Origin of the sequence: Pseudomonas sp. Yb2C2, from assembly GCF_052112325.1 — a bacterium.
Classification (GTDB): domain Bacteria; phylum Pseudomonadota; class Gammaproteobacteria; order Pseudomonadales; family Pseudomonadaceae; genus Aquipseudomonas; species Aquipseudomonas marginalis.
Map to the genome: position 1 here is coordinate 59,616 of NZ_JAVAJK010000011.1, position 23,409 is coordinate 83,024.

Annotated in this window: 25 protein-coding genes and 1 tRNA gene; 13 read left to right on the top strand and 13 right to left on the bottom strand. The window is 61.7% G+C overall.

What is annotated here, in order from left to right; all coding sequences use genetic code 11:
* Positions 1–14: 14 nt before the first annotated feature.
* Entirely contained in the window at positions 15–1,331 is a 1,317-nt protein-coding gene (locus tag Q8X51_RS16765; protein ID WP_027605074.1) for a S41 family peptidase, read from the top strand.
* Position 1,332: 1 nt separating this feature from the next.
* Positions 1,333–2,112 (top strand): divergent polysaccharide deacetylase family protein, encoded by a 780-nt coding sequence (locus Q8X51_RS16770; protein WP_315871233.1) that lies wholly within the window; start codon positions 1,333–1,335, stop codon positions 2,110–2,112.
* On the opposite strand, the gene Q8X51_RS16775 is transcribed toward Q8X51_RS16770, so the two are convergent.
* The 7 genes from Q8X51_RS16775 to Q8X51_RS16805 form a co-directional block, all read right to left on the bottom strand.
* Positions 2,103–2,858: a substrate-binding periplasmic protein gene (locus Q8X51_RS16775; protein WP_065925754.1), complete on the bottom strand. Its 756-nt coding sequence runs from the start codon at positions 2,856–2,858 to the stop codon at positions 2,103–2,105. The genes Q8X51_RS16770 and Q8X51_RS16775 overlap by 10 nt on opposite strands.
* 66 nt (positions 2,859–2,924) lie before the next feature.
* Positions 2,925–3,695 carry an imidazole glycerol phosphate synthase subunit HisF gene (hisF, locus tag Q8X51_RS16780; RefSeq protein WP_003171107.1) on the bottom strand — a complete coding sequence of 257 codons (771 nt, stop codon included), beginning with the start codon at positions 3,693–3,695 and terminating at the stop codon, positions 2,925–2,927.
* Positions 3,696–3,704: 9 nt separating this feature from the next.
* The gene (gene hisA / locus Q8X51_RS16785) at positions 3,705–4,442 is read right to left on the bottom strand and encodes a 1-(5-phosphoribosyl)-5-[(5-phosphoribosylamino)methylideneamino]imidazole-4-carboxamide isomerase (RefSeq protein ID WP_407693535.1); all 738 of its coding nucleotides are present in this window, start codon (positions 4,440–4,442) and stop codon (positions 3,705–3,707) included.
* 39 nt (positions 4,443–4,481) lie between these two features.
* A complete protein-coding gene (locus Q8X51_RS16790) occupies positions 4,482–4,739 on the bottom strand; it encodes a DUF2164 domain-containing protein (protein ID WP_065925755.1) in 258 nt (85 codons plus the stop codon).
* Positions 4,740–5,378, bottom strand: coding sequence for an imidazole glycerol phosphate synthase subunit HisH (gene hisH / locus Q8X51_RS16795; RefSeq protein WP_407693534.1), 639 nt, complete (start codon positions 5,376–5,378; stop codon positions 4,740–4,742).
* On the bottom strand, positions 5,378–5,971 hold the full coding sequence (hisB, locus tag Q8X51_RS16800; RefSeq protein ID WP_017849940.1) for an imidazoleglycerol-phosphate dehydratase HisB: 594 nt from the start codon (positions 5,969–5,971) through the stop codon (positions 5,378–5,380). Before hisB ends, hisH begins: the two co-directional genes overlap by 1 nt.
* A 169-nt stretch (positions 5,972–6,140) precedes the next feature.
* Positions 6,141–7,802: an OFA family MFS transporter gene (locus Q8X51_RS16805; protein WP_065925757.1), complete on the bottom strand. Its 1,662-nt coding sequence runs from the start codon at positions 7,800–7,802 to the stop codon at positions 6,141–6,143.
* Positions 7,803–8,127: 325 nt separating this feature from the next.
* Between Q8X51_RS16805 and Q8X51_RS16810 the strand changes: the two genes are divergently transcribed.
* From Q8X51_RS16810 to Q8X51_RS16825, 4 genes are all read left to right on the top strand, one after another.
* Positions 8,128–10,338: an AsmA family protein gene (locus Q8X51_RS16810; RefSeq protein ID WP_137211657.1), complete on the top strand. Its 2,211-nt coding sequence runs from the start codon at positions 8,128–8,130 to the stop codon at positions 10,336–10,338.
* Positions 10,335–11,402 carry an A/G-specific adenine glycosylase gene (gene mutY, locus Q8X51_RS16815; RefSeq protein ID WP_065925759.1) on the top strand — a complete coding sequence of 356 codons (1,068 nt, stop codon included), beginning with the start codon at positions 10,335–10,337 and terminating at the stop codon, positions 11,400–11,402. Before Q8X51_RS16810 ends, mutY begins: the two co-directional genes overlap by 4 nt.
* Positions 11,399–11,671: an oxidative damage protection protein gene (locus Q8X51_RS16820; protein ID WP_027605083.1), complete on the top strand. Its 273-nt coding sequence runs from the start codon at positions 11,399–11,401 to the stop codon at positions 11,669–11,671. The genes mutY and Q8X51_RS16820 overlap by 4 nt, the downstream gene beginning before the upstream one ends.
* 103 nt (positions 11,672–11,774) lie before the next feature.
* A tRNA-Phe gene (locus Q8X51_RS16825) sits at positions 11,775–11,850 on the top strand.
* 129 nt (positions 11,851–11,979) lie between these two features.
* Here the strand turns inward: Q8X51_RS16825 and Q8X51_RS16830 are convergent.
* The 5 genes from Q8X51_RS16830 to relB all read right to left on the bottom strand — a co-directional run bounded on the left by Q8X51_RS16830 (position 11,980) and on the right by relB (position 15,533).
* The gene (locus tag Q8X51_RS16830) at positions 11,980–12,249 is read right to left on the bottom strand and encodes a hypothetical protein (RefSeq protein WP_027605084.1); all 270 of its coding nucleotides are present in this window, start codon (positions 12,247–12,249) and stop codon (positions 11,980–11,982) included.
* 94 nt (positions 12,250–12,343) lie between these two features.
* Positions 12,344–13,948 (bottom strand): hypothetical protein, encoded by a 1,605-nt coding sequence (locus tag Q8X51_RS16835; protein ID WP_407693533.1) that lies wholly within the window; start codon positions 13,946–13,948, stop codon positions 12,344–12,346.
* Positions 13,949–14,033: 85 nt separating this feature from the next.
* Positions 14,034–14,999, bottom strand: a complete 966-nt coding sequence (locus Q8X51_RS16840) for an arsenic resistance protein (RefSeq protein ID WP_065925761.1) — start codon at positions 14,997–14,999, stop codon at positions 14,034–14,036.
* Between the two features lie 41 nt (positions 15,000–15,040).
* Positions 15,041–15,322, bottom strand: coding sequence for a type II toxin-antitoxin system RelE/ParE family toxin (locus Q8X51_RS16845; protein ID WP_407693624.1), 282 nt, complete (start codon positions 15,320–15,322; stop codon positions 15,041–15,043).
* A gap of 16 nt (positions 15,323–15,338) precedes the next feature.
* Positions 15,339–15,533, bottom strand: a complete 195-nt coding sequence (gene relB, locus Q8X51_RS16850; protein ID WP_083221133.1) for a type II toxin-antitoxin system RelB family antitoxin — start codon at positions 15,531–15,533, stop codon at positions 15,339–15,341.
* 199 nt (positions 15,534–15,732) lie between these two features.
* Between relB and Q8X51_RS16855 the strand changes: the two genes are divergently transcribed.
* Together Q8X51_RS16855 and Q8X51_RS16860 are read left to right on the top strand one after the other, a co-directional pair.
* The gene (locus tag Q8X51_RS16855; RefSeq protein ID WP_407693532.1) at positions 15,733–16,704 is read left to right on the top strand and encodes an alpha/beta hydrolase family protein; all 972 of its coding nucleotides are present in this window, start codon (positions 15,733–15,735) and stop codon (positions 16,702–16,704) included.
* Between the two features lie 17 nt (positions 16,705–16,721).
* Positions 16,722–17,126 carry a hypothetical protein gene (locus Q8X51_RS16860; protein WP_027605088.1) on the top strand — a complete coding sequence of 135 codons (405 nt, stop codon included), beginning with the start codon at positions 16,722–16,724 and terminating at the stop codon, positions 17,124–17,126.
* A 74-nt stretch (positions 17,127–17,200) separates the two neighbouring features.
* On the opposite strand, the gene gabP is transcribed toward Q8X51_RS16860, so the two are convergent.
* Positions 17,201–18,592, bottom strand: a complete 1,392-nt coding sequence (gabP, locus tag Q8X51_RS16865) for a GABA permease (protein WP_065925763.1) — start codon at positions 18,590–18,592, stop codon at positions 17,201–17,203.
* 555 nt (positions 18,593–19,147) lie between these two features.
* Between gabP and Q8X51_RS16870 the strand changes: the two genes are divergently transcribed.
* The 5 genes from Q8X51_RS16870 to Q8X51_RS16890 all read left to right on the top strand — a co-directional run bounded on the left by Q8X51_RS16870 (position 19,148) and on the right by Q8X51_RS16890 (position 23,311).
* Complete coding sequence (locus tag Q8X51_RS16870; protein ID WP_065925764.1) at positions 19,148–19,921, top strand: ABC transporter ATP-binding protein; 774 nt, start codon at positions 19,148–19,150, stop codon at positions 19,919–19,921.
* Between the two features lie 13 nt (positions 19,922–19,934).
* On the top strand, positions 19,935–20,687 hold the full coding sequence (locus tag Q8X51_RS16875) for an ABC transporter substrate-binding protein (protein WP_065925765.1): 753 nt from the start codon (positions 19,935–19,937) through the stop codon (positions 20,685–20,687).
* A 74-nt stretch (positions 20,688–20,761) separates the two neighbouring features.
* The gene (locus tag Q8X51_RS16880; RefSeq protein ID WP_027605092.1) at positions 20,762–21,454 is read left to right on the top strand and encodes an ABC transporter permease; all 693 of its coding nucleotides are present in this window, start codon (positions 20,762–20,764) and stop codon (positions 21,452–21,454) included.
* Complete coding sequence (locus Q8X51_RS16885) at positions 21,454–22,143, top strand: ABC transporter permease (protein WP_065925766.1); 690 nt, start codon at positions 21,454–21,456, stop codon at positions 22,141–22,143. The genes Q8X51_RS16880 and Q8X51_RS16885 overlap by 1 nt, the downstream gene beginning before the upstream one ends.
* Complete coding sequence (locus tag Q8X51_RS16890) at positions 22,124–23,311, top strand: methyltransferase (protein ID WP_407693531.1); 1,188 nt, start codon at positions 22,124–22,126, stop codon at positions 23,309–23,311. Before Q8X51_RS16885 ends, Q8X51_RS16890 begins: the two co-directional genes overlap by 20 nt.
* Positions 23,312–23,409: the final 98 nt, after the last annotated feature.

Consider the following 23,409-nt stretch of genomic DNA (forward strand, 5'->3'; position numbering starts at 1 on the left):
GGAGTTCGTTCGACATGCTGCATTTGTCCCGCCTCACTTCGCTGGCCCTGACGATCGCCCTGGTCATCGGCGCGCCTCTGGCTTTTGCCGACCAGGCCGCCCCGGCTGCACCCGCCGCCACGGCCGCGACCACCAAGGCGCCATTGCCGCTGGACGAGCTGCGCACCTTTGCCGAGGTCATGGACCGGATCAAGGCCGCCTATGTCGAACCTGTAGACGACAAGACCCTGCTGGAGAATGCCATCAAGGGCATGCTCAGCAACCTTGATCCGCACTCCGCCTACCTGGGTCCGGAAGATTTTGCCGAGCTGCAGGAAAGCACCAGCGGTGAGTTCGGCGGCCTGGGCATTGAAGTCGGCGCCGAAGACGGCAATATCAAGGTGGTCTCGCCCATCGATGACACCCCGGCGTCCAAGGCCGGCATCCAGGCCGGTGACTTTATCGTCAAGATCAACGGCCAGCCGACCCGCGGCCAGACCATGACCGAAGCCGTCGACAAGATGCGCGGCAAGATCGGCCAGAAAATCACCCTGACCCTGGTGCGCGACGGCGGCAACCCGTTTGACGTGACACTCACCCGCGCGACCATCGTGGTCAAGAGCGTGAAGAGCCAGCTGCTGGAGTCTGGCTACGGTTACATCCGCATCACCCAGTTCCAGGTCAAGACCGGCGACGAAGTGGCCAAGGCCCTGGCCAAGCTGCGCAAGGACAACGGCAAGAAACTCAGCGGCATCGTGCTCGACCTGCGCAACAACCCGGGCGGCGTGCTGCAGTCGGCGGTGGAAGTGGTCGACCACTTCATCACCAAGGGCCTGATCGTCTACACCAAGGGCCGTATCGCCAACTCCGAGCTGCGCTTCTCGGCCACCGGCAACGATCTCAGCGAGAACGTGCCATTGGCCGTGCTGATCAACGGCGGCAGCGCCTCGGCCTCGGAAATCGTCGCTGGCGCCCTGCAAGACCAGAAGCGCGGCGTGCTGATGGGCACCACCAGCTTCGGCAAAGGCTCGGTACAAACCGTGCTGCCGCTGAACAACGATCGCGCCCTGAAGATCACCACCGCGTTGTACTACACGCCGAACGGCCGCTCGATCCAGGCCCAGGGCATCGTGCCGGACATCGAAGTGCGCAAGGCCAAGATCACCAACGAAATCGACAGCGAGTACTACAAGGAAGCAGACCTGCAAGGTCACCTGGGCAATGGCAACGGCGGTGCCGACCAGCCAACCGGCAGCAGCAAGAAAGCCAAGCCGATGCCGCAGGACGATGACTACCAGCTGGCCCAGGCGCTGAGCCTGCTCAAGGGCCTGAGCATTACGCGCAGCCGTTGATATGCGTGTTGCCCTGATCATCGCTGTGCTGTGCAGCCTGGCAGGGGTCGCCCAAGCGGCCCCTGCCGGCGAATCCCACAAAGCCTACCTGACCCTCATCATCGACGACCTGGGGCAAAACCTGCCTCGGGATCGTCGCGTGCTGGCCCTGCCTGGGCCGGTGACCACGGCGATCATGCCCGACACGCCCCACGCCGCCGAATTCGCCCGCGAAGCGCACAAGGCCGGCAAGATCGTGATCCTGCACATGCCCATGGACCCCGCCACCGGCCCGTTCGCCTGGCACCCGGAACTCTCCATGGAAGAACTTGGCCAACGCCTGGACGCCGCCTTCAAGGCCGTGCCCTACACCGCCGGCATCAACAACCATATGGGCAGTCGCATGACCGCCCAGCCGGCCGCCATGGCCTGGCTGATGGCGGAACTGCAGCGGCGCAACAAATTCTTCGTCGACAGCCGCACCAGCGCACAGACCGTGGCCGCCGCCGAGGCGCAGAAGATCGGCCTGGCCCATGTCTCGCGGGATGTATTCCTCGATGATGAACGCACCGAAGCGGCGATTGCCACGCAGCTGCAAACCGCGATCAAGCTGGCGCATAAACAGGGTTCGGCGGTGATGATCGGCCACCCCTATCCGCAGACGCTGGCGGTGCTCGAGCGCGAATTGCCCAAGCTCCAGGCCCAGGGCATCGAGTGGATTGATATCAAGCTGATGATCAGTGTGCGCAGCAATCAAGCCATGCCGGGGCACGGCAAGAACGGCGTCTACCGCTACAAATAGTCCGCCATGATCTGTTCCACCCGCCCTTCAGAGCGCAACTGATCCAACGCTGCCTGCAGCCTGGCTACCGTCTCATCCGGCACATCCTTGTTCAGCGCCAGGTACAACTGGGCACTGTTGAACCGCAGCACAGTCTTGAGCCCGGTCACACCGACCTGGCGCGCCAGGTAACGCCCGGCCGGGTCGCCGGTGGCCCACAGGTCGATCTGGCCATCCACGAGCTTTTGCGCGTTGTCCTGGTCACGCAACACCACCACCGGGTTAAGGCCCTGCTTCTCCAGGGTCTCGGCGATGGCATCGCCTTTATAGGCGCCGATCCTGTAGCGGCGCGCATGCTCCAGGTCGTCGAGCTGGATCTTGCTGTCGGCCTTGGCCAGCAGCACCCAGTCGTCCGGGCCGATGGGGCCGACCCACTTGAACAGCGCTTCACGATCCGGCAGGCGCGCCATCACAAACACGCCATAGCCGGGTTTCTCCAGGGCGAGCTTATAGATTCGCTCCCAGGGAAAACGCAGGGTGAGATTGTAGGAAATGCCGGCACGCTTGAAGGTTTCGCGCACGATGTCCACGGCGATGCCTTCGATGTTCTCGTCCCTGGCGAAGTTCTTGCCGTTCTTGGCCATGTTGTAGGGCGGGAAATTTTCCGTCAGCAACACCAGGGAGGCGTCGGACGGCTCTTCGGCGTGGGCCGCACTCACCATGAAGATGGAGGTGCTGGCGAGGGCAAGCAGCAGGGTCTTGAACATGAAGGCTACCGGAATCCATGGCAAGCGCAGAGAGTGCCGCGCGCCTGCCATGGTGTCCAGCAACGTTTAGCGAACGACGATACCGCGCGCCGCCATGTAGGCCTTGGCCTCGGGAACGGTGTATTCACCAAAGTGAAAAATACTCGCCGCCAGCACCGCGCTGGCATGGCCTTCGATGACGCCGTCGGCCAGGTGTTGCAGGTTACCGACGCCGCCGGAAGCGATCACCGGAATACCCAGCGCATCGCTGATGGCGCGGGTCACGCCCAGGTCGAAGCCGTTCTTCATGCCGTCCTGGTCCATGCTGGTCAGCAGGATTTCCCCGGCGCCCAGGCCTTCCATCTTCATCGCCCACTCCACCGCGTCCAGGCCGGTCGGCTTGCGACCGCCATGGGTGAAGATCTCCCAGCGCGGGGTTTCGCCCGGGCCGGAGACTTTCTTGGCGTCGATGGCGACCACGATGCATTGCGAGCCGAAGTGCTGCGCGGCTTCGCCGACGAACTCCGGGTTGAACACCGCAGCGGTGTTGATCGAGACCTTGTCCGCACCGGCATTGAGCAGGTTGCGGATGTCCTGCACGGTGCGCACGCCACCGCCGACGGTCAGCGGGATAAACACCTGGCTGGCCATGCGCTCGACGGTATGCAACGTGGTGTCGCGGCCGTCGACGCTGGCGGTGATGTCGAGAAAGGTAATTTCGTCGGCACCTTGCTCATCGTAGCGACGGGCGATTTCCACCGGGTCGCCGGCGTCACGGATGTTCTCGAACTTGACGCCCTTGACCACGCGACCGTTGTCGACGTCCAGGCAAGGGATGATGCGTTTGGCCAGCGCCATGGTCAGTCCTCAGCCGTTGTAGGCATCGCAGTAAGCCTGGGCTTCGGCGACGTCCAGGGTACCTTCGTAGATCGCGCGGCCGGTGATGGCGCCGATGATCCCTGGCGCCTTGGCGTCCAGCAGCGACTTGATGTCGCCCAGGTTGTGGATACCGCCGGAAGCGATCACCGGGATCCTGGTGGCAGCGGCCAGCGCAGCGGTGAACGGCACGTTGCAGCCCTGCATCATGCCGTCTTTGGCGATGTCGGTATAAACGATGGCGGACACGCCGTCGGCTTCGAACTGCCTGGCCAGGTCGATGACTTGCACGGTGCTGATTTCAGCCCAGCCGTCGGTGGCGACGAAACCGTCCTTGGCGTCCAGGCCCACGATCACCTTGCCCGGGAACGCGCGGCAGGCTTCGGCGACGAAGGCCGGGTCTTTCACGGCCTTGGTGCCGATGATCACGTAGCTCACGCCGGCCTTGACGTAATGCTCGATGGTTTCCAGGGAGCGGATACCGCCGCCGATCTGGATCGGCAGGTTCGGGTAGCGCCTGGCGATCGCGGTGACCACCTCGCCGTTGACCGGCTGGCCTTCGAAGGCGCCGTTCAAGTCCACCAGATGCAGACGCCGGCAGCCCCCTTCCACCCATTTGGCAGCCATGCTCACCGGGTCATCGGAGAACACGGTGGAATCTTCCATACGGCCTTGGCGCAGACGGACGCAGGCGCCGTCCTTGAGATCGATAGCGGGGATAATCAGCATCTGGCAAACCTTATTCGATATTCAGCAATGCTTGGGAAATCAGGGTTTCTCAAGCGACCACAGGTCGCTTTCGATGCTTTCGAACCTTTCTTTAAGGAGCGTCTGCGTATCGAAAATCGCCCTGTTGTAATAGTGCGGAGCCACTTCGGTGGTGAACAGCTCAAGAATCTCGGCGACCTCGAACGAGCCCAGCTTGAGCTCGAAGCGGTCTTCCATGAAGCGCTTGATCTTGAGGGTAGCCTCACTTTCCTGCTCTGGCGTGAGGTTCAAGATCGGCAGCTTCGGCTTCCTGGCCATTTACCAGCGCCCATCCCAGGCGGCGAAGTTCTGCAGCAATTGCAGGCCATGGGTATGGCTCTTCTCCGGGTGGAACTGCACGGCAAAACGCGAACCTTCGGCCAACGCAGCGGCGAAGTCGACGCCGTAGTGCCCACCCCCCACCACCTGGCGCGGTTTACCGGCGGCGATGTAGTAGCTGTGCACGAAGTAGAAGCGCGCCATGTCCGGGATGTCGTGCCACAGCGGGTGATCCACCGCCTGGCTGACTTCGTTCCAGCCCATGTGCGGGACTTTCAGGTGGGCGCCGTCTTCGTGCAGGTCCTTGCCGAAGAACTTCACCTGGCCGGGGAACAGGCCGATGCAGTCGACGCCGTCGTTCTCTTCACTGTGATCGAGCAAGGCTTGCATGCCCACGCAGATGCCGAGGAACGGACGATCCTGGCTGACTTCGCGCACCAGGCTGTCAAAGCCCAGGCGACGGATCTCGGCCATGCAATCGCGGATCGCCCCCACACCGGGGAACACCACGCGGTCGGCTTCGCGAATCACGCTGGCATCGCTGGTGATCAGCACCTTGCCGGCCCCTACGTGTTCGAGGGCCTTGGCCACCGAGTGCAGGTTGCCCATGCCGTAATCGATAACCGCGACCGTCTGCATTACAGGACGCCCTTGGTCGAGGGCATCTGCCCGGCCATGCGCTCATCCAGCTCCACGGCCATGCGCAGCGCGCGGCCGAAAGCCTTGAACACGGTTTCGATCTGGTGGTGGGTGTTGGTGCCACGCAGGTTGTCGATGTGCAGGCTGACAAGTGCGTGGTTGACGAAGCCCTGGAAAAATTCCTGGAACAGGTCGACGTCGAAGCCGCCCACGGTGGCGCGGGTGTACGGCACGTGCATCTGCAGGCCCGGGCGGCCGGAGAAGTCGATGACCACACGCGACAGCGCTTCGTCCAGCGGGACATAGGCGTGGCCGTAGCGACGGATGCCTTTTTTGTCGCCGATGGCCTTGGCAAACGCCTGGCCGAGGGTGATGCCTACGTCTTCCACCGTGTGGTGGTCGTCGATATGCAGGTCGCCCTTGCTGACGATATCCAGGTCGATCAGCCCGTGACGGGCGATCTGGTCCAGCATGTGCTCAAGAAAAGGTACACCGATATCAAATCGGGCCTTTCCGGTGCCATCCAGGTTGATCGAGGCTTTGATCTGGGTTTCCAGAGTGTCGCGCTCGACGGACGCCTTACGTTCGGCCATCACCAGCTCCGCAAAATCATTGGGCGAAAAAGGCAGCCATTATAGGGGCGCGGGCGCTAAACAGAAACATCGAAGGGGATAAGACTGACGAGTTGAGGCGGGGAAGGTCGGGGATAGACATGTATACACAAGCGGGCGCTCCAGGATGGTGCGCCCGCTTGTATTCAACTTAGTGGAACAGTACCGCCGTCTTCTGCAGGGTCACCCACACACCCCACGCCAACGGAATACCCACCACCAGCCAGGCGGCAATTGCCAACGGCACGGTGCCGGGCGCCGCTTTCCACTCCAGAGAAGTGGTGGCATCAGCCCCTTTGTCATGGCCCAGCGCTTGCTCTGCGGCAAGTTCTGCATCGGTCATGAAGTACTTGTCGGCCACCGGGCGGACCAGCATGTTGCAGATAAAGCCCAGCACCAGCAGGCCGGCGAGGATGTACAAGGTGATGTCATAGGCCGCAGCGCGTTCAACGCCGATGCTCAGTTGATACTCACGCAGGTAGTTCACCAGCACCGGGCCCAGCACGCCCGCCGCTGCCCAGGCGGTCAGCAGGCGACCGTGGATCGCGCCGACCATCTGGGTACCGAACAGGTCGGCCAGGTAGGCCGGGACGGTCGCAAAGCCACCGCCGTACATCGACAGGATGATGCAGAACGCCGCCACGAACAGCGCCACGTTGCCCAGGTGCCCCAGGTTCGGGATCAGCGCATACAGGGCAAAGCCCAGGGCGAAGAACACGAAGTAGGTGTTTTTACGCCCCAGGTAGTCGGAGAACGACGCCCAGAAGAACCGACCACCGATGTTGAACAGGCTCAGCAGGCCGGTGAAGCCCGCAGCGATGGCGGCAATCGACGCCAATTGCCCGGCGTCCAGTTGGCCAAACGGCACATCGACACCCAGCAGCTTGCCACCGAACACTTCCTGCAGCAGCGGCGAAGCCATGCCGAGGATGCCGATACCGGCCGACACGTTCAGGCACAGCACCAGCCATACCAGACGGAATTGCGGGGTTTTCCACGCCACATTCACGTGCACGTGACGGTGGGTGATCATCGCGTTACTGGCTTTTTTCGCCGGTGCGGTCCAGCCCTCAGGCTTCCAGCCAGTGGGTGGAACGCGGTAGGACAGCGCGCCGCCGATCATGAACACGAAGTAGATCGCAGCCATGACCAGGAAACTCTGCCATACGCCCACGCTAGTCGGCGAAGCAAAATGCCCCATCAGCGCAGCAGCCAGCGGGGCGCCCACCATTGCGCCGCCGCCGAAGCCCATGATCGCCATGCCGGTGGCCATGCCGCGCTTGTCCGGGAACCACTTGATCAGGGTCGATACGGGCGAGATATAGCCCAGGCCCAGGCCGATACCGCCAATGACCCCGGAGCCGATCCACATCAGCCAGATCTGGTGGGTATAGATACCCAGCGCCGAGATCAGCAGGCCGCCACACCAGCACAACGCCGACACAACACCGGCCTTGCGCGGCCCGGCATGTTCCAGCCAGCCACCCCAGATCGCTGCCGAGCAGCCCAGGAAGATGAAGAACAGGGTGTAGATCCAGCCCAGCATGGAGATGGGCCAGTCGCATTGGGACGAGAAGACCTGGGCGATGAAGCTCATGTCCGGTGCACAGGCGACAGGCTTGGTGATACCCAGCGCCTTGGACAACGGCAACCAGAACACCGAGAAGCCGTAGGCCATGCCGATGCACAGGTGGATGGCCAGGGCGGCCGGTGGAACCAGCCAGCGGTTGAAGCCGGGCTTGGCGATAATGCGCTCCTTGGACAGGAACGCAGGCTGGGCGGCGGTAGTGCCGGCCACAGTGCTAGTGCTCATTGATGAATCCCCCAGTTATTAGTATGCGTTCGTCAGGCGCTCTCTCCCTCGGCCTTGCACGCAAAGCGTGGCCGTTTTTGTAGAGTGAAGCTCCATTTTGGCGCGACGATAAGTCGCAGAAGGCGAACGAACGGCCGAAGATTAGCATTAGCGAGTGACAGAAAAACCAAAATGACATCATCTTTTTGCGATTTTTCGGTTTTATTGGCGTCAAAAACCCGTTTTCGCCCCTATGGATACAATGTAACGATCGGTGACCTGACGCAGGCCGTCGGGCGTTATACTCTGCGGCTAAATTTTGAAATCGACATACAAGGACTCGCCCATGAAAGCGTTCGGCAAAATCCTGGGTCTGGTACTTCTCGGGCTGTTGCTGATCATTGTGGCTCTGGGCTTCGCCCTGACCCATCTCTTCGATCCCAACGACTATAAAGACGAGATTCGCCAGATTGCCCGCGACAAGGCCCACATCGAGCTGACGCTCAATGGCGATATCGGCTGGAGCCTGTTCCCCTGGCTCGGCCTGGAACTGCACGAAGCCAGCGTGGCGACCCTGACCACGCCGACCCAACCCTTCGCCGACCTGCAAATGCTTGGCCTGTCGGTACGCGTGCTGCCGCTGCTGCGTCGCGAGGTGCAAATGAGCGATGTGCGTGTCGAAGGCCTGAACCTGCGCCTCAACCGCGACAAGCAGGGCCATGGCAACTGGGAAGACATCGGCAAGACCGCGCCGGTGGCAACTGCCGGAACCCCCGCGCCAGCGCAAGCGCCTGCCGAGCCCGAAGCGGAAAAACCGTCCAAGCCGATCCGCCTGGATATCGACAGCCTGACGGTCAACAACGCCCGCGTCGAATACAACGATGAACAGACCGGCAAGCAATTCAGCGCCGAAAGTATCCAGCTGAGCACCGGCGCCGTGCACGAAGGTGCGAGCATCCCGGTGAAACTCACCGCCTTCTTCGGCAGCAACCAGCCAGTGATGCGCGTCAAGACCGAGCTCAACGGCAACCTGCGTATCGAACGCGCGCTCAAGCGCTACCAGTTCGAAGACATGAAAGTTACCGGCGAAGCCACTGGCGAGCCGCTGCAAGGCAAGACCGTGACCTTCTCCACACAAGGCCAGTTACTGGTGGACCAGGCGGCCAATATCGCCGAATGGACCAACCTGAAGCTCTCGGCCAACCAGTTGCGCGCCTTGGGCGAACTGAAGGTCAACGACCTGGACAAGACCCCGCAACTCAGCGGCGCGCTGTCCATCGCCCAGTTTGACCTGGCCAAGTTCCTCGACAGCGTCGGCAACCCGCTGCCGCCCATGGCCGAGGGCAGCCTGAGCAAGGTCGAGCTGGTCAGCCGCCTCAAGGGCACGCCGACCAGCCTGGCGCTGGAAGACCTGAACCTGAAACTCGATGGCAGCACCTTTACCGGTCGTATCGCCGTGGACGACTTTGCCAAGCAGGCGCTGCGCGTGCAGCTCAAGGGCGATACCTTCAACGCCGACAACTACCTGCCGGCCAAGTCCGAATCCGCCAAGGGCGCGACCGCCGCCCGCCAGGCCGAAGTGCAGAACAGCGAAGCCGGCGCCATGGCGGCCGGGGGCACCACGCCACTGCCGGAAGCACCGACCAAAGGCGCCTGGAGCACCGACAAACTGCTGCCATTGGCCCATCTGCGCAAGCTGGATGTGAATGCCGACCTCGCCTTCGGCCAACTGACCCTGAGTAAATTGCCGATCCAGAATGCCGTGCTGAAAGCGTCCGGCGTCGACGGCCAACTCAAGCTCGACACCCTGAGCGGCGGGCTCTACAACGGCACCTTCCAGGCCAACGGCAGCCTGGACGTGCGCCAGGACATTCCGCTGCTGGCCCTGCAAAGCCGGATCAGGCAGGTGCCGGTCGAACGCATCCTGCAGGCCCAGGGGCAAACGCCGCCGGTGAAAGGCCAGGTCACCCTCGACAGCAACCTCAGCGGCCGCGGCAACAGCCAGAAAGCCCTGATCGACAGCCTCAACGGTACCGCCAGCTTTGTGATCAACAACGGCGTGCTGCTCAACGCCAACCTCGAGCAGCAACTGTGCACCGGTATCGCCCTGCTCAACCGCAAGACCTTGAGCGGCGAACAACGCGGCAAGGACACCCCGTTCCAGGAGTTGAAGGGCAACCTGACCTTCCGTAACGGCGTCGCCAACAACCCCGACCTGAAAGTGCGCATCCCCGGGCTGGCGGTCAATGGCAACGGTGACATCGACCTGCGCGTGCTGGGCATGGATTACCGCGTCGGCATCATCGTCGAAGGCGACCAGCGCGAAGTACCGGACCCGGCCTGCGAAGTCGGCGCCAACTTCCAGGGCATCGAAGTGCCGTTGCGCTGCCGTGGCCCACTGGAACTCGGTGCCAAGGCCTGCCGCCTGGACAAGGACGGCCTGAGCCAGGTCGCGATCAAGGCGGCCGGCAACAAGCTCAGCGAGAAGCTGGAAGAGAAGCTCGACAAGGTCAATCCGCAGCTCAAAGATGCTTTGAAAGGCCTGTTCAAACGATGAAAAACGAGCAGTTTTCAACGGCGGTGCTGGACTGGTACGACCGCCACGGCCGCCATGACCTGCCCTGGCAACAGGGCATCACGCCTTACCGGGTGTGGGTTTCGGAGATCATGCTGCAGCAGACCCAGGTCAGCACGGTGCTCAATTACTTCGACCGCTTCATGGCCTCCCTGCCAACGGTCGAAGCCCTGGCCGCCGCGCCGGAGGACGAAGTGCTGCACCTGTGGACCGGCCTGGGTTATTACACTCGGGCGCGCAACCTGCAAAAGACCGCGAAAATCATCGTGGCCGAGTACGGCGGCGAGTTTCCCAGGGATGTGGAAAAACTCACCGAGTTGCCCGGCATCGGCCTGTCCACCGCCGGCGCGATTGCCAGCCTGAGCATGGGCCTGCGCGCGCCGATCCTCGATGGCAACGTCAAACGCGTGCTGGCGCGCTTCACCGCACAAGAGGGCTACCCCGGCGAACCCAAGGTGGCCAAGCAGCTGTGGGCCACCGCGGAGCGCTTCACACCCCATGATCGTGTCAACGCCTACACCCAGGCGATGATGGACATGGGCGCCACCCTCTGCACCCGCAGCAAGCCCAGCTGCCTGCTGTGCCCGCTGGAAAAAGGCTGCGAAGCCCACCTGCTCGGCCTGGAGACACGCTACCCGATCCCCAAGCCGCGCAAGAGCATCCCGCAGAAGCGCACGCTGATGCCGATGCTGGCCAATGCCGAAGGCGCCATCCTGCTTTACCGCCGCCCCTCCACCGGCCTGTGGGGCGGCTTGTGGAGCCTGCCCGAACTGGACGACCTGCAAGACCTCGAACACCTGGCCAACCAGCACGCTCTCGAGCTGGGCGAGCACCAGGCACTGCCGGGGCTGATCCACACCTTCAGCCACTTCCAGCTGGCCATCGAACCCTGGCTGGTGCAGGTCGAGGAATCCGCCCATCACGTGGCCGAGGCCGACTGGCTCTGGTATAACCTCGCCACCCCGCCGCGCCTGGGCCTTGCCGCCCCGGTAAAGAAACTGCTGAAACGCGCGGCCGATGTATTGAACGCAGGAGAGTCGTCATGACCCGCACCGTAATGTGCCGCAAGTACAACGAAGAATTGCCAGGCCTGGAACGCCCTCCGTACCCAGGTGCGAAGGGCCAGGACATTTTCGATCACATCTCCGCCCAGGCATGGGGCGACTGGCTGAAACACCAGACGCTGCTGATCAATGAAAAACGCCTGAACATGATGAACGCCGAAGACCGTAAATACCTGTCAGGCGAAATGGACAAGTTCTTTTCCGGCGAGGATTACGCCAAGGCTGACGGCTACGTGCCGCCTGCTCAATAATTGATCAAAAATCGGGGTCGGCACGTAAGCGACGGTAATAATTAAATATTTTTTGAAAACTTGCTTGACGACCCCCTGAAAAACCCGTTTAATGCGCCCCGTTGCCCAGATAGCTCAGTCGGTAGAGCAGGGGATTGAAAATCCCCGTGTCGGCGGTTCGATTCCGTCTCTGGGCACCACTAATTAGTTTCAGGTGGTGCAAAAACCACCCGAAAGCCCACAAGAAGCCCGCCCAGTGCGGGCTTTTTGTTGTCCGGGATTTATAGATGCCGCCTGGGGCGATCGAGCATCGCCCCAGGGGATTTCAGTTAGCTGCGATCCGACATCAATGTGAACACTGCCACCCGCTCCTGATCGGATATCTCAAAGCCGCGCTCTTCCACCCGATCCAGCCAGCCCTGGGCTGACAGCTGCTCGCCAAAGCGTACCAGGCGCCCGTAACGCTCGAAGACCGCCCTCAACACATTGATCATCGCCGGATAGCTGCAACCGCCATCAAAGCCAATGCTCAGCCTTCCGATTCGCGAGCGCTCAATTACGTAGCCACTGACGGGCCGCTTAAAGTCCTTTTTCGTCATATCCCTGTGCTTCCAATACGGCAAGTTCAAAAAACGGCACAGCCAATTTGACCGACCGGTCACTCGATCGGCAAACATACAGCAAGGTGCCAGGTCACTTCAGCAAAAACACCATCAGCGGGTTGTCGTTCAATCGCCCCTCTAGGCTCGGCTGCAGGCGCTCCAGGGGCGTTCCCGGCAACAGCGCCGTTTCCTTGCGTGCCACGATCACCCAGGCAGGACGGGGCAAAGCATCCAGCCGTCCAACCTCGTTACCCGCGATAAACACGGGCTGCTCGTCATGGTCCAGGTTCATCATGTAGCGCACGGCCCAGGTATCACGCCCCAGGTTGAGAAACACCAAGGTACCCGGCTGCTTCACGCGAAGCGCCTCCACCTGCCCCACGAATCTCCGGGTATCGAACTGCAAATCCTTGGCCGGCTCCACGACAGCCACCAACACCAGCCATTGCGCCGCCAATGCAACGAGGCTGAGCCACACCAGTCGCTGCGGCCGTCGCCAGACACCCAGCGCCGCCACTTGCAGCACCAACAGGACAGCAATCAGTAGCGGCAACGAAACGTTAGGCCAGTAACCGTGCTTCTGCCACCCATGCCGACAGACAAACACGGCAACCACGCACAGCGCCGGCAGCGCCGCGACAAGCCACTCGTAGCCCCTACGCACGCCCGAAAGCCAGCCTTGCGCCTGAAGCAGCCCATAGGCCGCGACAGCCGCAAACATCGGCACCATGGGCAGAATGTAATAGGCACGCTTGAAATGCGGCACCGACAAGCCAAGCAGGATCATCAACCCACAGGCACCGAGCCGCACCACCAATTGCACAGGATCATCAAACCGCTCCGCCCAACGATGACGCAGCGCAACCAATGTGACCAACGCCAGCGGCACCACGGGGAAGTAACGGTACAGGCTCAGCTGGAAGTAGAAATAGAACGGCTCGCCGCTTTCATCAAGGCGCCCGCCCACTTGCATCTTGAACACTTCATCGGCAAACCCATCGCCGCCGCTGATGCGCGCCAGCTTCACCAACAGCCACCAACAGGCCGCCAGCAACACCAGGCCGACGATGCCGTGGATCAACACCTGCCTGACCCGCGCTCCAGGTCTGCCCAGCGCCCAATACACGCACACCACGCCGCAAACTTCGATCAAGCCCAGCGGGCCGCGTATCGCGAAACCCAGGATGAACAGCGGGAACACCGCAAGTTGCCTGAGCCGCGAACCCAGGCGCTCACCACTGTGCAGCAGGTAGAAACTGCCGACACACAGCACCGCCACCATCTGGTCCAGGCATACCGAGCGGGACTTCTCGAGCAATTGGGTGGTGAGCAACGTCAGCAGCACCGTGAGCAACGCCCACGGGCGACTCGCCGGGACCAGCAAGCGATAGATCAAGGCTACGACCCCGGCGGATGCAAGGGCAGTGGGCAGCACATTGGCCAAATGGTTGGGCGCACCGAACAACCGGGCAAATACGTAACTGAAGAAGGTCGCGGTACCAGGGTAGTCCGCGTAAGGCTGCCCATAGGTGGTGGGGAAAAGACTCGCGCCATGGCGAAACATTTCCTGCAGGAACAGCACCCAGCGCCCGTCAAAGCCCTGGGGTTGCTGGTCCCAGATACCCAGCGTGAACAGCAACAGCGCGAACAGGAAAATGCCCAGGGACTCCAGGCGGAAACGGTTGCAGTGATCCATGGGTTGGCCTGTCAGGTAGGGAACGCCGACCTAGGGTGCCGAACTTATCCCTAATAGCACCTGAACAAACCTGAACATTCACGTTTCACCGACCAGCAGGCCACACCAGCCTCGGGATCAGGCGCACGTAGATCAACTCGCCCACCAACTCGACCAGGGTTTGCAGGATCACCGCCGTCGCCGCCACGCCGCGCACGTCTTCTGGCAACGCCAGGGCCAGCGGCAACACCACCAATGAGTTACGCGTCGATGCGCTGAACGTCACCGCCCGTGCCGTCGCCGCCGGCAGCGCGAACAGCCTCGCAGCCAACGCCCCGATCACCGGCGCCAGCAACAGGAACGCCACGTACACCGGGATCACCGGCAGCAACAGGTTAATGTCACGCACCACCGAAGTGATTTGCGAACCGATCACCACCACCAACACCAGCGCCATCGCCGGCACCGGCAACCATGCCCAGGCGTCGCTCCACGCACTGACGCCCGATGAGCGCCGTGCCAGGAATGTGGTGATCACCGCCAGCCCCATGGGCAGCACGATCAACAACAGGAACGCCTCGATAAACGGCCCCGCCTGCACCACCACCCCGGACTGCGCCCCCAGCATCAACCCCAGGTACACCGGCAACAGCAGCAACTGCAGCAACAACAGCACCGGCGTCGCCGCCAGCATCAAGCGCGAGTCGCCTTTACCGATATGGGTAAACACCACCACATAGTCGATACACGGCGTCAGCAACACCAGCAATGCGCCCACCAGCAACGCCGGGCGCTCCACCAGGCCACGGGTCAACCCCCACACCAGCAGCGGCACGAGGATGAAATTGGCCAGCAGCAGCGCCGACAGAAAGCGCTTATGGCCCAAGCCCTGGCGCAGGTCCAGAAAAGGAATTTGCAGGAACATCGCATACATCAACACCGCGATGGCGGGCGTGACCAGCGCGCCGAGGCCCTGGGCCAACGAAGGCGCGAGCAGGCCGAACGCACCAGCCAGGAGGACAGCGGCGAAGTAGAGGGGGATCTGGTGGTGTTCGAGGGTGTCGCGGGTCATGAAAACGCTCTGGTGGACCGCAGAGGTGCAAGCCTATGCGTCTACTGGCGCGAGGTCGAGTGCAGCGGACCGGTCGCCTCTGAAGGATATTCTTGGCGTGTATGCAATACGGTCAGGATCTCGACCTGTTCCATAACGCGATAGACGACCCGATAGTTTGAATGAACAACCATTTCACGAGTGCCGGACAAGCGCCCTTGCCTGAATCCGTATGGCATTGACGATAAACCCTCAGCGGCCGCCACCATCGTACGGTGCAACGAAGCGGCGGAAGCGGCGTTGTACTGCTCGATGTAATCAATAATTTCGGTCAAGGCGACGATAGCCTCAGGTCGCTATTTAACGAGCAGCACGACGAGCCTTACGCCTCTCTTCCAGCATCCTCTCGACTTCTGCCATTGCCTCATCGTGTGGAATACTTGGGCGAGGATCATCAATGGAAGCCTGTACCTTGGCACGAAACCAACGGTCGTAGCTGGCAGCCCGCTCTTCAGTTTCAAACTCTGAAACGATGGGAGATCGTGGGATGCTCATGGAGACCTCCGGAATAGGTGCCTGCCAGTCTAATCTGTCCATGGTTTGCTGTCGTTTCTCTCGGATCTATGGCTTTCGCCGGGGCTCTGCACGCTTTGCGAGCGCCGAAGGTTAATGACCCAATCAAAGGGCAGACAAGTGCTGGCAAACTGGCTAGCTGTTACTAAAAAATAATAATCCACGCAGGGGCTTCGAAACGATGAATTTGAATGACGCCTCTTCAGTAGAACTTGCAACTACACCCCAAAATAGCCAAAGCGAATCCTTCAAGGAATCCGCCGCAGACGGCCACCCCCTCGGCGGCTTCACCTGGCGCCACCCGCGCACCGACCTAGAACGCGCGGTCGTCATCATCAACGCCGCCACCTCCGTGCGTTGCCGCCACTACTCACGTTTCGCCGACTACCTGTTTGCCAACGGCTTTGACGTGATCACCTACGACTATCGCGGCATCGGCGAGTCCCGCAGCGGTTCGTTGCGTGGGTTCAAGGCATCGTGGTCGGATTGGGGCACGCTGGATTTCGAAGCGATCCTGCTGCGGGCGCAGCGGGAGTTTCCAGGCCAGCCGATTGATGTGGTCGGCCACAGTTTTGGTGGCTGTGCGGCGGGGCTGGGCGCATCCGGCGCGGTGATCCGGCGAATCGTGACCGTGGGCGCGCAGTTCGCCTACTGGCGCGATTACGCCGCCGCCGGGCGCTGGCAGATGTTTGCCAAATGGCATGTGGTCATGCCGATGGTCACGGCACTCTGCGGGTATTTCCCCGGCAAGCGCCTGGGTTGGCTGGAGGATACGCCGGCAGGCGTGGTGCGCGACTGGAGCACGCCAACGCCCAGGTATGAGACGCGGCCCAGCGGGCGGGCCCTGGCGGACTTGCCATTCAGTCGCGTGAAGGCGCAGGTGCTGGCGATCAGCATCACCGATGACCCCTTCGGCACCGTGGCGGCGATTGAACGGTTGCTGGGTTACTTCGACGGCAGCGAGCGCACCCATCTGCGCATCGCCCCGGAAGACATCGGCGAAAAACAGGTCGGACATTTCGCGTTCTTTCGCAGGGAGTATCAGGATCGGTTGTGGCCGATTGCACTGGCCTGGCTGCAACACGGTCAATTAACGGCGGATACCCTTGGGATTTCCCTCAACCTGCGCTTCAATACCCCACCCAGATCCTGACCCAAGGACGTGAGCCCATGGCCTCGCCGAACAAGCAGCAAAAACGTGCCCACCGGGCCAAGGCCAAGGCCAAGCAGAACCGCACCCAGCGCGCCGTCGCGAGCAAACCGGATGCGTTTGCCGGCGATGACGACCGGATTGACCTTGAGTCAGTGGATTTGACCGAGCTGTTCGTGGAGATGCGCACCGCCGGCGAGACCAGCCAGCAGGCCCTCTGCGCGGTATTCCTGGCCCACCCGCTGCTCGCGCTGGTGCTGGAGCAGGAAGGCGAAGAAGAAGCCACCGACTTTATCCTGGCGGCACTGATCGAGTATCGGCAGTGGGCCACCGACAGCGACGATGAAGCCGCCGCACTGGCGTGGATCGAATCGCCGCAGTTCCAGGCGGATTACGTCGCCGCATCCGAGGCCCTCACCAACTAAAACCAAATGTGGGAGGGGGCTTGCCCCCTCCCACATTTGAACTGCGGCGCAATCGAGCACCGCATTCCATCACATCAATTCAGCACCGCAGCGCCCACTCTCTGCGCCTTGCGACGGCTGGACACAAACAACCCCGCCGCCACTACCAGCAAGCTCAAGACCCCGGTCGCGATGATCTCGACCCGATGCGCTTCCTGGAACAGCATGATGGTCAATGTGCCGACGATGAATACCATCACCGCGTAGGTCAGGCCTGGGAACAGCCACATCTTGAAGACAATTTTCTCGCCCGCCGCCATGCGCTTCTGGCGCATGCGCAGTTGCGACACCGCAATCACCAGGTACACCAGCAGCGCGATGGCGCCAGAGCTGGCCAGCAGGAATTCGAACACCGCTGCCGGCGCCACGTAGTTGGCAAATACCGCCAGGAACGCCGCGCCGGTGGACAGCAATACCGCCCAGTAAGGCGTGCCGCTTTTGTTGGTGCGCTTGGCCACGGCCGGTGCATCGCCGCGACGGCCCAGGGAGAACAGCATGCGCGAAGCGGTGTACAGCGCCGAGTTCAGGCAGCTGGTCACGGCAACCAGAACCACCAGGTCGACGATCAGCTTGGCGTTCGGGATACCCATGCGTTCCAGCACGGTCTGGTAGGAACCTACCGCCGCCAGGGTCGGATCATTCCAAGGCACCAGGGACACGACGATGAAGATCGACAACAGGTAGAACAAACCAATCCGCCAGATCACCGAGTTGGTGGCCTTGGTGATTTGCTGGCCCGGGTTCTTCGATTCAGCGGCGGCGATGGTGACGATCTCGGTGCCCATGAAGGAGAACATGGTGGTCAGGATCGCTGCCAATACCGCGCCCATGCCGTTGGGCATAAAGCCTTGGGTGTCAAAGAGGTGGGAAACGCCGCTGACCTGGCTGGTAGGAAGGAAGCCGAAAATCGCCGCCAGGCCGAGGATCACAAAGCCCACGATCGCCACGACCTTGATCAACGCGAACCAGAACTCGAACTCACCGTAGTTCTTCACGCTGAACAGGTTGGTGGCCGTCAGCAGCAACGTGATGATCAGCGTGAAGGCCCAAATGGCCACATCCGGGAACCAGGCGTTGAGAATGGTCGCGGCGGCGTTGGCTTCCAATGGAATCACCAGCACCCAGAACCACCAGTACAGCCAGCCGATGGTAAAGCCGGCCCAGTGACCGATCGCACGGTCGGCATAGGTGGAGAACGAACCGGTGTCCGGCGACGCCACGGCCATTTCGGCCAGCATGCGCATCACCAAGACCACCAGCGTACCCGCTGCGGCATATGCCAGCAGGACCGCAGGGCCAGCGGCAGCAATCGCGTGGCCGGAGCCGACAAACAAACCGGCACCAATGACGCCGGCAATCGACAGCATGGTGACGTGACGCGGTTTGAGCCCCTGTTCGAGGTCATTGGAGCTTTGCGTACTACTCATTGACACACCTTTGCGAGGAATTGCGAAAACGGTCCGCCCGGCCTGGGCTCTTCCTCGTGAAAAGAAACCAACAGGGCGTTCTTTATTTTTTACGCAAGATTTGCGCCAAAATGTTACAAAACCGCGATTGACGCGGCCTGCAGGACGATTCACCAGTCATCGCAAGTCATTGAGAACAATGGCATTTCGCTATAGCGTTACCGTGCGACTCACTTTCAAGACGAACAAGCGCACCAAAAACACACACGAAAAGTACGCGGCGCGCCATAAAAGGGCCGATAGCTACCGTTTGCCCGTTTAACCCTTCCAACACCCGGCCAAAGCTGGCACCATCGCGCCCTTTTTCACGCGAAGCCTGCGGATTCACGGGTTAAAACGGTTGTTCGGTTGTTGATGGCGCGACACCCTGCTGTGCCGATGCGACACCCTGCCGCACACCGCCCGTTTACCGCCCGCCGCGCTGTTGGCCGCCATCAGGACGCTATGCTAGCTTGGCGCCTCGCCAGGAAGGCGGCCCAACAGCGAAGATCGCAATGAACACAATGAGGACCCCACATGGCCGAGGCCACGCCCGCGCTTGAAATCCGCAACTTGCATAAACGCTATGGTGAGCTGGAGGTACTCAAAGGTATCTCGCTGACCGCTCGCGACGGCGATGTGATCTCGATCCTGGGTTCCTCCGGTTCCGGCAAGTCCACGTTCCTGCGCTGCATCAACCTGCTGGAAAACCCGCACCAGGGCCAGATCCTCGTGGCCGGCGAAGAGCTCAAGCTCAAGGCCGCGAAAAACGGCGAGCTGATGGCCGCAGACGGCAAGCAGATCAACCGCCTGCGCAGCGAAATCGGTTTTGTGTTTCAAAACTTTAACCTGTGGCCGCACATGAGCATCCTCGACAACATCATCGAGGCCCCTCGCCGTGTGCTCGGCCAGAGCAAGGCCGAGGCAATAGAAGTGGCCGAAGCCCTGCTGGACAAGGTCGGCATCGCCGACAAGCGCCATGCCTACCCCGCGCAATTGTCCGGCGGCCAGCAACAACGGGCGGCCATCGCGCGCACCCTGGCGATGCAGCCCAAGGTCATCCTGTTCGACGAACCCACTTCAGCCCTTGACCCGGAAATGGTCCAGGAAGTACTTAATGTGATCCGCGCGCTGGCCGAAGAAGGCCGCACCATGCTGCTGGTCACCCACGAAATGGGCTTCGCCCGTCAGGTCTCCAGTGAAGTGGTGTTCCTCCACCAGGGCCTGATCGAAGAGCAAGGATCGCCACAGCAGGTGTTTGAAAACCCGCTTTCGGCGCGCTGCAAACAATTCATGTCCAGCAACCGCTAACGGAGCAACATGCATGCAGAACTATAAAAAATTCCTTCTGGCCGCGGCCGTCTCGATGGCGTTCAGCGCCACGGCCATGGCAGAAACCTTGACCATGGGGATCGAAGCGGCCTACCCGCCGTTCAACAATAAAGACGCCAGCGGCCAAGTGGTCGGCTTCGACAAAGACATCGGCGACGCCCTGTGCGCCAAGATGAAAGTCGAAAAGTGCGACGTGTATGTGTCCGACTGGGACGGCATCATCCCGGCCCTGAATGCCAAGAAGTTCGACTTCCTGGTGTCCTCGCTGTCGATCACCGACGAGCGCAAGCAAGCCGTCGACTTCACCGACCCGTACTACTCCAACAAGCTGCAGTTCATCGCGCCCAAAGCCACCGCAGACTTCAAGACCGACGCCGCCTACCTGAAGGGCAAGGTCATCGGCGCCCAACGCGCGACGCTGGCCGGCACCTACCTGGAAGACAAGCTGCCTGACACCGAAGCCAAGCTCTACGACACCCAGGAAAACGCCTACCTTGACCTGACGTCCGGCCGCCTCGACGGGATCCTCGCCGACAAGTACGTGCAGTACGAATGGCTCAAGAGCAAAGACGGCCTGGCCTACGAGTTCAAGGGCGACCCGGTTGTCGAGAGTGACAAGATCGGTATCGCCGTACGCAAGGGCGACCCGCTGCGCGAGCGCCTGAACAAAGCCTTGGCAGAGATCAAGGCAGACGGCACCTACAAGAAGATCAACGACAAGTACTTCCCGTTCAGCATCGAATGACCTGAACGGCCTGCCCGGCGCGCTCACTTGAGCGCGCCGGCTTTCAGCAATGCCTGCCGCGATATGAAGACACCATGAATTTCGATCTCTACGGATTCGGCCCGGCGCTCGCTGCCGGCGCGCTGATGACCGTCAAACTGGCGCTCACGGCGTTATGCCTGGGGCTGGTACTCGGCCTCGCCGGTGCCCTGGCCAAGACTTCCCCGTACAAGCCGTTGCAATGGCTGGGCGGTACTTACTCGACAATCGTTCGCGGTGTGCCGGAGCTGCTGTGGGTGCTGCTGATCTACTTCGGCACGATCAACGCCATGCGCTCACTGGGTGAGTTGCTCGATATTCCCGACCTGTCCCTCAGCGCCTTTGCCGCTGGCGTGATCGCCCTGGGCCTGTGTTTCGGCGCCTACGCCACGGAAGTGCTGCGGGGTGCAATCATCTCCATTCCCAAAGGCCACCGCGAAGCGGGTGTGGCGCTGGGCCTGTCGAAGTTTCGTATCTTTACCCGGTTGATCATGCCGCAGATGTGGCGCATCGCCCTGCCGGGCCTGGGCAATCTGTTCCTGATCCTGATGAAAGATACCGCGCTGGTCACGGTCATCGGCCTCGAAGAAATCATGCGCCATGCGCAGATCGCCGTAACCGTCACCAAACAGCCTTTCACCTTCTATATGGTCGCCGCATTCATCTACCTGGGCCTGACGTCGCTGTCGATGGTGGCCATGCACTTCCTGGAACAACGCGCCGCCCGCGGCTTCGTGAGGACGACGTAATGGAATGGGAAGTCATCATCAAGTGGCTGCCGAAGTTTATCCAGGGCGCCATCCTGACCCTGGAGCTGGTGAGCATCGCTGTGATCCTCGGCCTGATCCTGGCCATCCCCCTGGGTATCGCGCGCTCGTCCAAGCACCTGTCTGTGCGCGCCCTGCCCTACGCCTATATCTTTTTCTTTCGCGGCACGCCGCTGCTGGTGCAGTTGTTCCTGGTCTATTACGGACTGGCCCAATTCGACAGCATCCGCTCAAGCTTCATGTGGAAATACCTGCGCGATCCGTTCTGGTGTGCCACCGCCACCATGACGCTACACACCGCCGCGTACATCGCCGAGATCCTGCGGGGTGCCATCCAGGCCATTCCGCCTGGGGAAATCGAAGCCGCCCGTGCGTTGGGCATGTCCAGGCCCAAGACGCTGTTCTACATCGTACTGCCCCGGGCCGCGCGCATCGGATTGCCGGCCTACAGCAACGAAGTGATCCTGATGCTCAAGGCCAGCTCGCTGGCGAGCACCGTGACCCTGCTGGAACTGACCGGCATGGCCAGGACGATCATCGCGCGCAACTACCTGACGGTGGAGATGTTCTTCACCGCCGGCGTGTTCTACCTGCTGATCTCCTTCCTGCTGGTACGCGGCTTCAGGCTGCTGGAACGCTGGCTGCGCGTCGATGCCTGCCAGGGACGTTGAAGCCCGCTTCGAGGCGCTGGATGCGTTTCTGATCGAGCACCAAGGGCTGTGGCGACCACGGCCCTTTACTCATCGGCAGTTGCCTTGGGAAACCGAGCATCCGCAACTGGCCCGATGGCTGCGTCAACGCTCGTTGTCCGACGCGGAAACCAGCCACAACCATCCCCACACCCTACCGGCGCCGGCGCCTTTTCCCTCACTGGCCCGCGAAGCCTTGCGCCTCAGTGCTGTGGATAAGTTACCGACGCAGCCCCTGCAACCGGCGGCGCGCCGCCTGAATGTCGACGTACCCGGGCGCAAGTGGCAGCAAATCGAAGCCTTCGGCGCCGCGCTGCAGTTTGCGCAAACACCCCGGCATTGGCTGGACTGGTGCGCCGGCAAGGGCCACCTCGGCCGCCGCCTGCTGGACACCAACCAACAGCTGACCTGCCTGGAATGCGACCCGGCGCTGATCGCGGCAGGCCAGGCCTTGAGCGACCACCACGGCCTGCCCGTCACCCACCGCCTGCAAGATGTCATGGCGGACGTGAGCCTAGACCCCGAGCACACCCCCGTCGCCCTGCATGCCTGCGGCGACCTGCATGTGCGCCTGCTGCAATTGGCCAGTGCCGCCGGCTGCAAGCAACTGGCCGTGGCGCCGTGCTGCTACAACCGCATCAACACGGACGCCTACCAGCCGCTGTCCGAAGCGGGCCGTGCTTCAGCCTTGCAGTTGTCGGTCGACGATCTTGGCCTGCCCCTCAGCGAAACCGTCACGGCCGGTAAACGCGTGCGGCTGCAGCGGGACATCTCCATGGCGCGCCGCCTGGGTTTCGATCAGTTACAACGCCAGTTACGCCACTGCGACGAGTACCTGCCTACCCCTTCCCTGCCCGCCGGTTGGCTGGACAAACCCTTCGCCGACTACTGCCAGGCGTTGGCCAGTATCAAAGGGTTATCCACAGGTGAACAGGATTGGGCGGTGCTGGAAGCGCACGGCTGGCAACGTTTGGCCGAGGTCAGGAACCTGGAGTTGCTGCGTGGGCTGTTTCGGCGCCCACTTGAAGTGTGGCTGGTACTGGATCGGGCACTGTTTCTTGGCGAACGTGGCTACAGGGTCGAAGTGGGCAGCTTCTGCGAAACCACACTGACACCACGCAACTTGATGGTGCTTGCCGAGCGCGATTAAGGGGCAGGATTGTCGCACCCCAGCCTGTGGATAACTCTGTTGATGGAATCTTTACAAGGCCTGTGGCTACCTGCGCTACAGGCAAAAAGCCACGTTGT

Bases quoted from the DNA above. Each gene is read 5' to 3' on its own strand.
- Q8X51_RS16790 (WP_065925755.1), bottom strand. From the start codon at position 4,739: ATGGCCAGGAAGCCGAAGCTGCCGATCTTGAACCTCACGCCAGAGCAG.
- Q8X51_RS16870 (WP_065925764.1), top strand. From the start codon at position 19,148: ATGGCCGAGGCCACGCCCGCGCTTGAAATCCGCAACTTGCATAAACGC.
- Q8X51_RS16805 (WP_065925757.1), bottom strand. From the start codon at position 7,802: ATGAGCACTAGCACTGTGGCCGGCACTACCGCCGCCCAGCCTGCGTTC.
- Q8X51_RS16835 (WP_407693533.1), bottom strand. From the start codon at position 13,948: ATGGATCACTGCAACCGTTTCCGCCTGGAGTCCCTGGGCATTTTCCTG.
- Q8X51_RS16770 (WP_315871233.1), top strand. From the start codon at position 1,333: ATGCGTGTTGCCCTGATCATCGCTGTGCTGTGCAGCCTGGCAGGGGTC.
- Q8X51_RS16820 (WP_027605083.1), top strand. From the start codon at position 11,399: ATGACCCGCACCGTAATGTGCCGCAAGTACAACGAAGAATTGCCAGGC.
- Q8X51_RS16885 (WP_065925766.1), top strand. From the start codon at position 21,454: ATGGAATGGGAAGTCATCATCAAGTGGCTGCCGAAGTTTATCCAGGGC.
- hisB (WP_017849940.1), bottom strand. From the start codon at position 5,971: ATGGCCGAACGTAAGGCGTCCGTCGAGCGCGACACTCTGGAAACCCAG.
- Q8X51_RS16775 (WP_065925754.1), bottom strand. From the start codon at position 2,858: ATGTTCAAGACCCTGCTGCTTGCCCTCGCCAGCACCTCCATCTTCATG.
- Q8X51_RS16875 (WP_065925765.1), top strand. From the start codon at position 19,935: ATGCAGAACTATAAAAAATTCCTTCTGGCCGCGGCCGTCTCGATGGCG.
- relB (WP_083221133.1), bottom strand. From the start codon at position 15,533: ATGAGCATCCCACGATCTCCCATCGTTTCAGAGTTTGAAACTGAAGAG.
- mutY (WP_065925759.1), top strand. From the start codon at position 10,335: ATGAAAAACGAGCAGTTTTCAACGGCGGTGCTGGACTGGTACGACCGC.
- Q8X51_RS16765 (WP_027605074.1), top strand. From the start codon at position 15: ATGCTGCATTTGTCCCGCCTCACTTCGCTGGCCCTGACGATCGCCCTG.
- Q8X51_RS16855 (WP_407693532.1), top strand. From the start codon at position 15,733: ATGAATTTGAATGACGCCTCTTCAGTAGAACTTGCAACTACACCCCAA.
- Q8X51_RS16860 (WP_027605088.1), top strand. From the start codon at position 16,722: ATGGCCTCGCCGAACAAGCAGCAAAAACGTGCCCACCGGGCCAAGGCC.
- Q8X51_RS16830 (WP_027605084.1), bottom strand. From the start codon at position 12,249: ATGACGAAAAAGGACTTTAAGCGGCCCGTCAGTGGCTACGTAATTGAG.
- Q8X51_RS16810 (WP_137211657.1), top strand. From the start codon at position 8,128: ATGAAAGCGTTCGGCAAAATCCTGGGTCTGGTACTTCTCGGGCTGTTG.
- Q8X51_RS16880 (WP_027605092.1), top strand. From the start codon at position 20,762: ATGAATTTCGATCTCTACGGATTCGGCCCGGCGCTCGCTGCCGGCGCG.
- hisF (WP_003171107.1), bottom strand. From the start codon at position 3,695: ATGGCGCTGGCCAAACGCATCATCCCTTGCCTGGACGTCGACAACGGT.
- gabP (WP_065925763.1), bottom strand. From the start codon at position 18,592: ATGAGTAGTACGCAAAGCTCCAATGACCTCGAACAGGGGCTCAAACCG.
- hisH (WP_407693534.1), bottom strand. From the start codon at position 5,378: ATGCAGACGGTCGCGGTTATCGATTACGGCATGGGCAACCTGCACTCG.
- Q8X51_RS16840 (WP_065925761.1), bottom strand. From the start codon at position 14,999: ATGACCCGCGACACCCTCGAACACCACCAGATCCCCCTCTACTTCGCC.
- hisA (WP_407693535.1), bottom strand. From the start codon at position 4,442: ATGCTGATTATCCCCGCTATCGATCTCAAGGACGGCGCCTGCGTCCGT.
- Q8X51_RS16890 (WP_407693531.1), top strand. From the start codon at position 22,124: ATGCCTGCCAGGGACGTTGAAGCCCGCTTCGAGGCGCTGGATGCGTTT.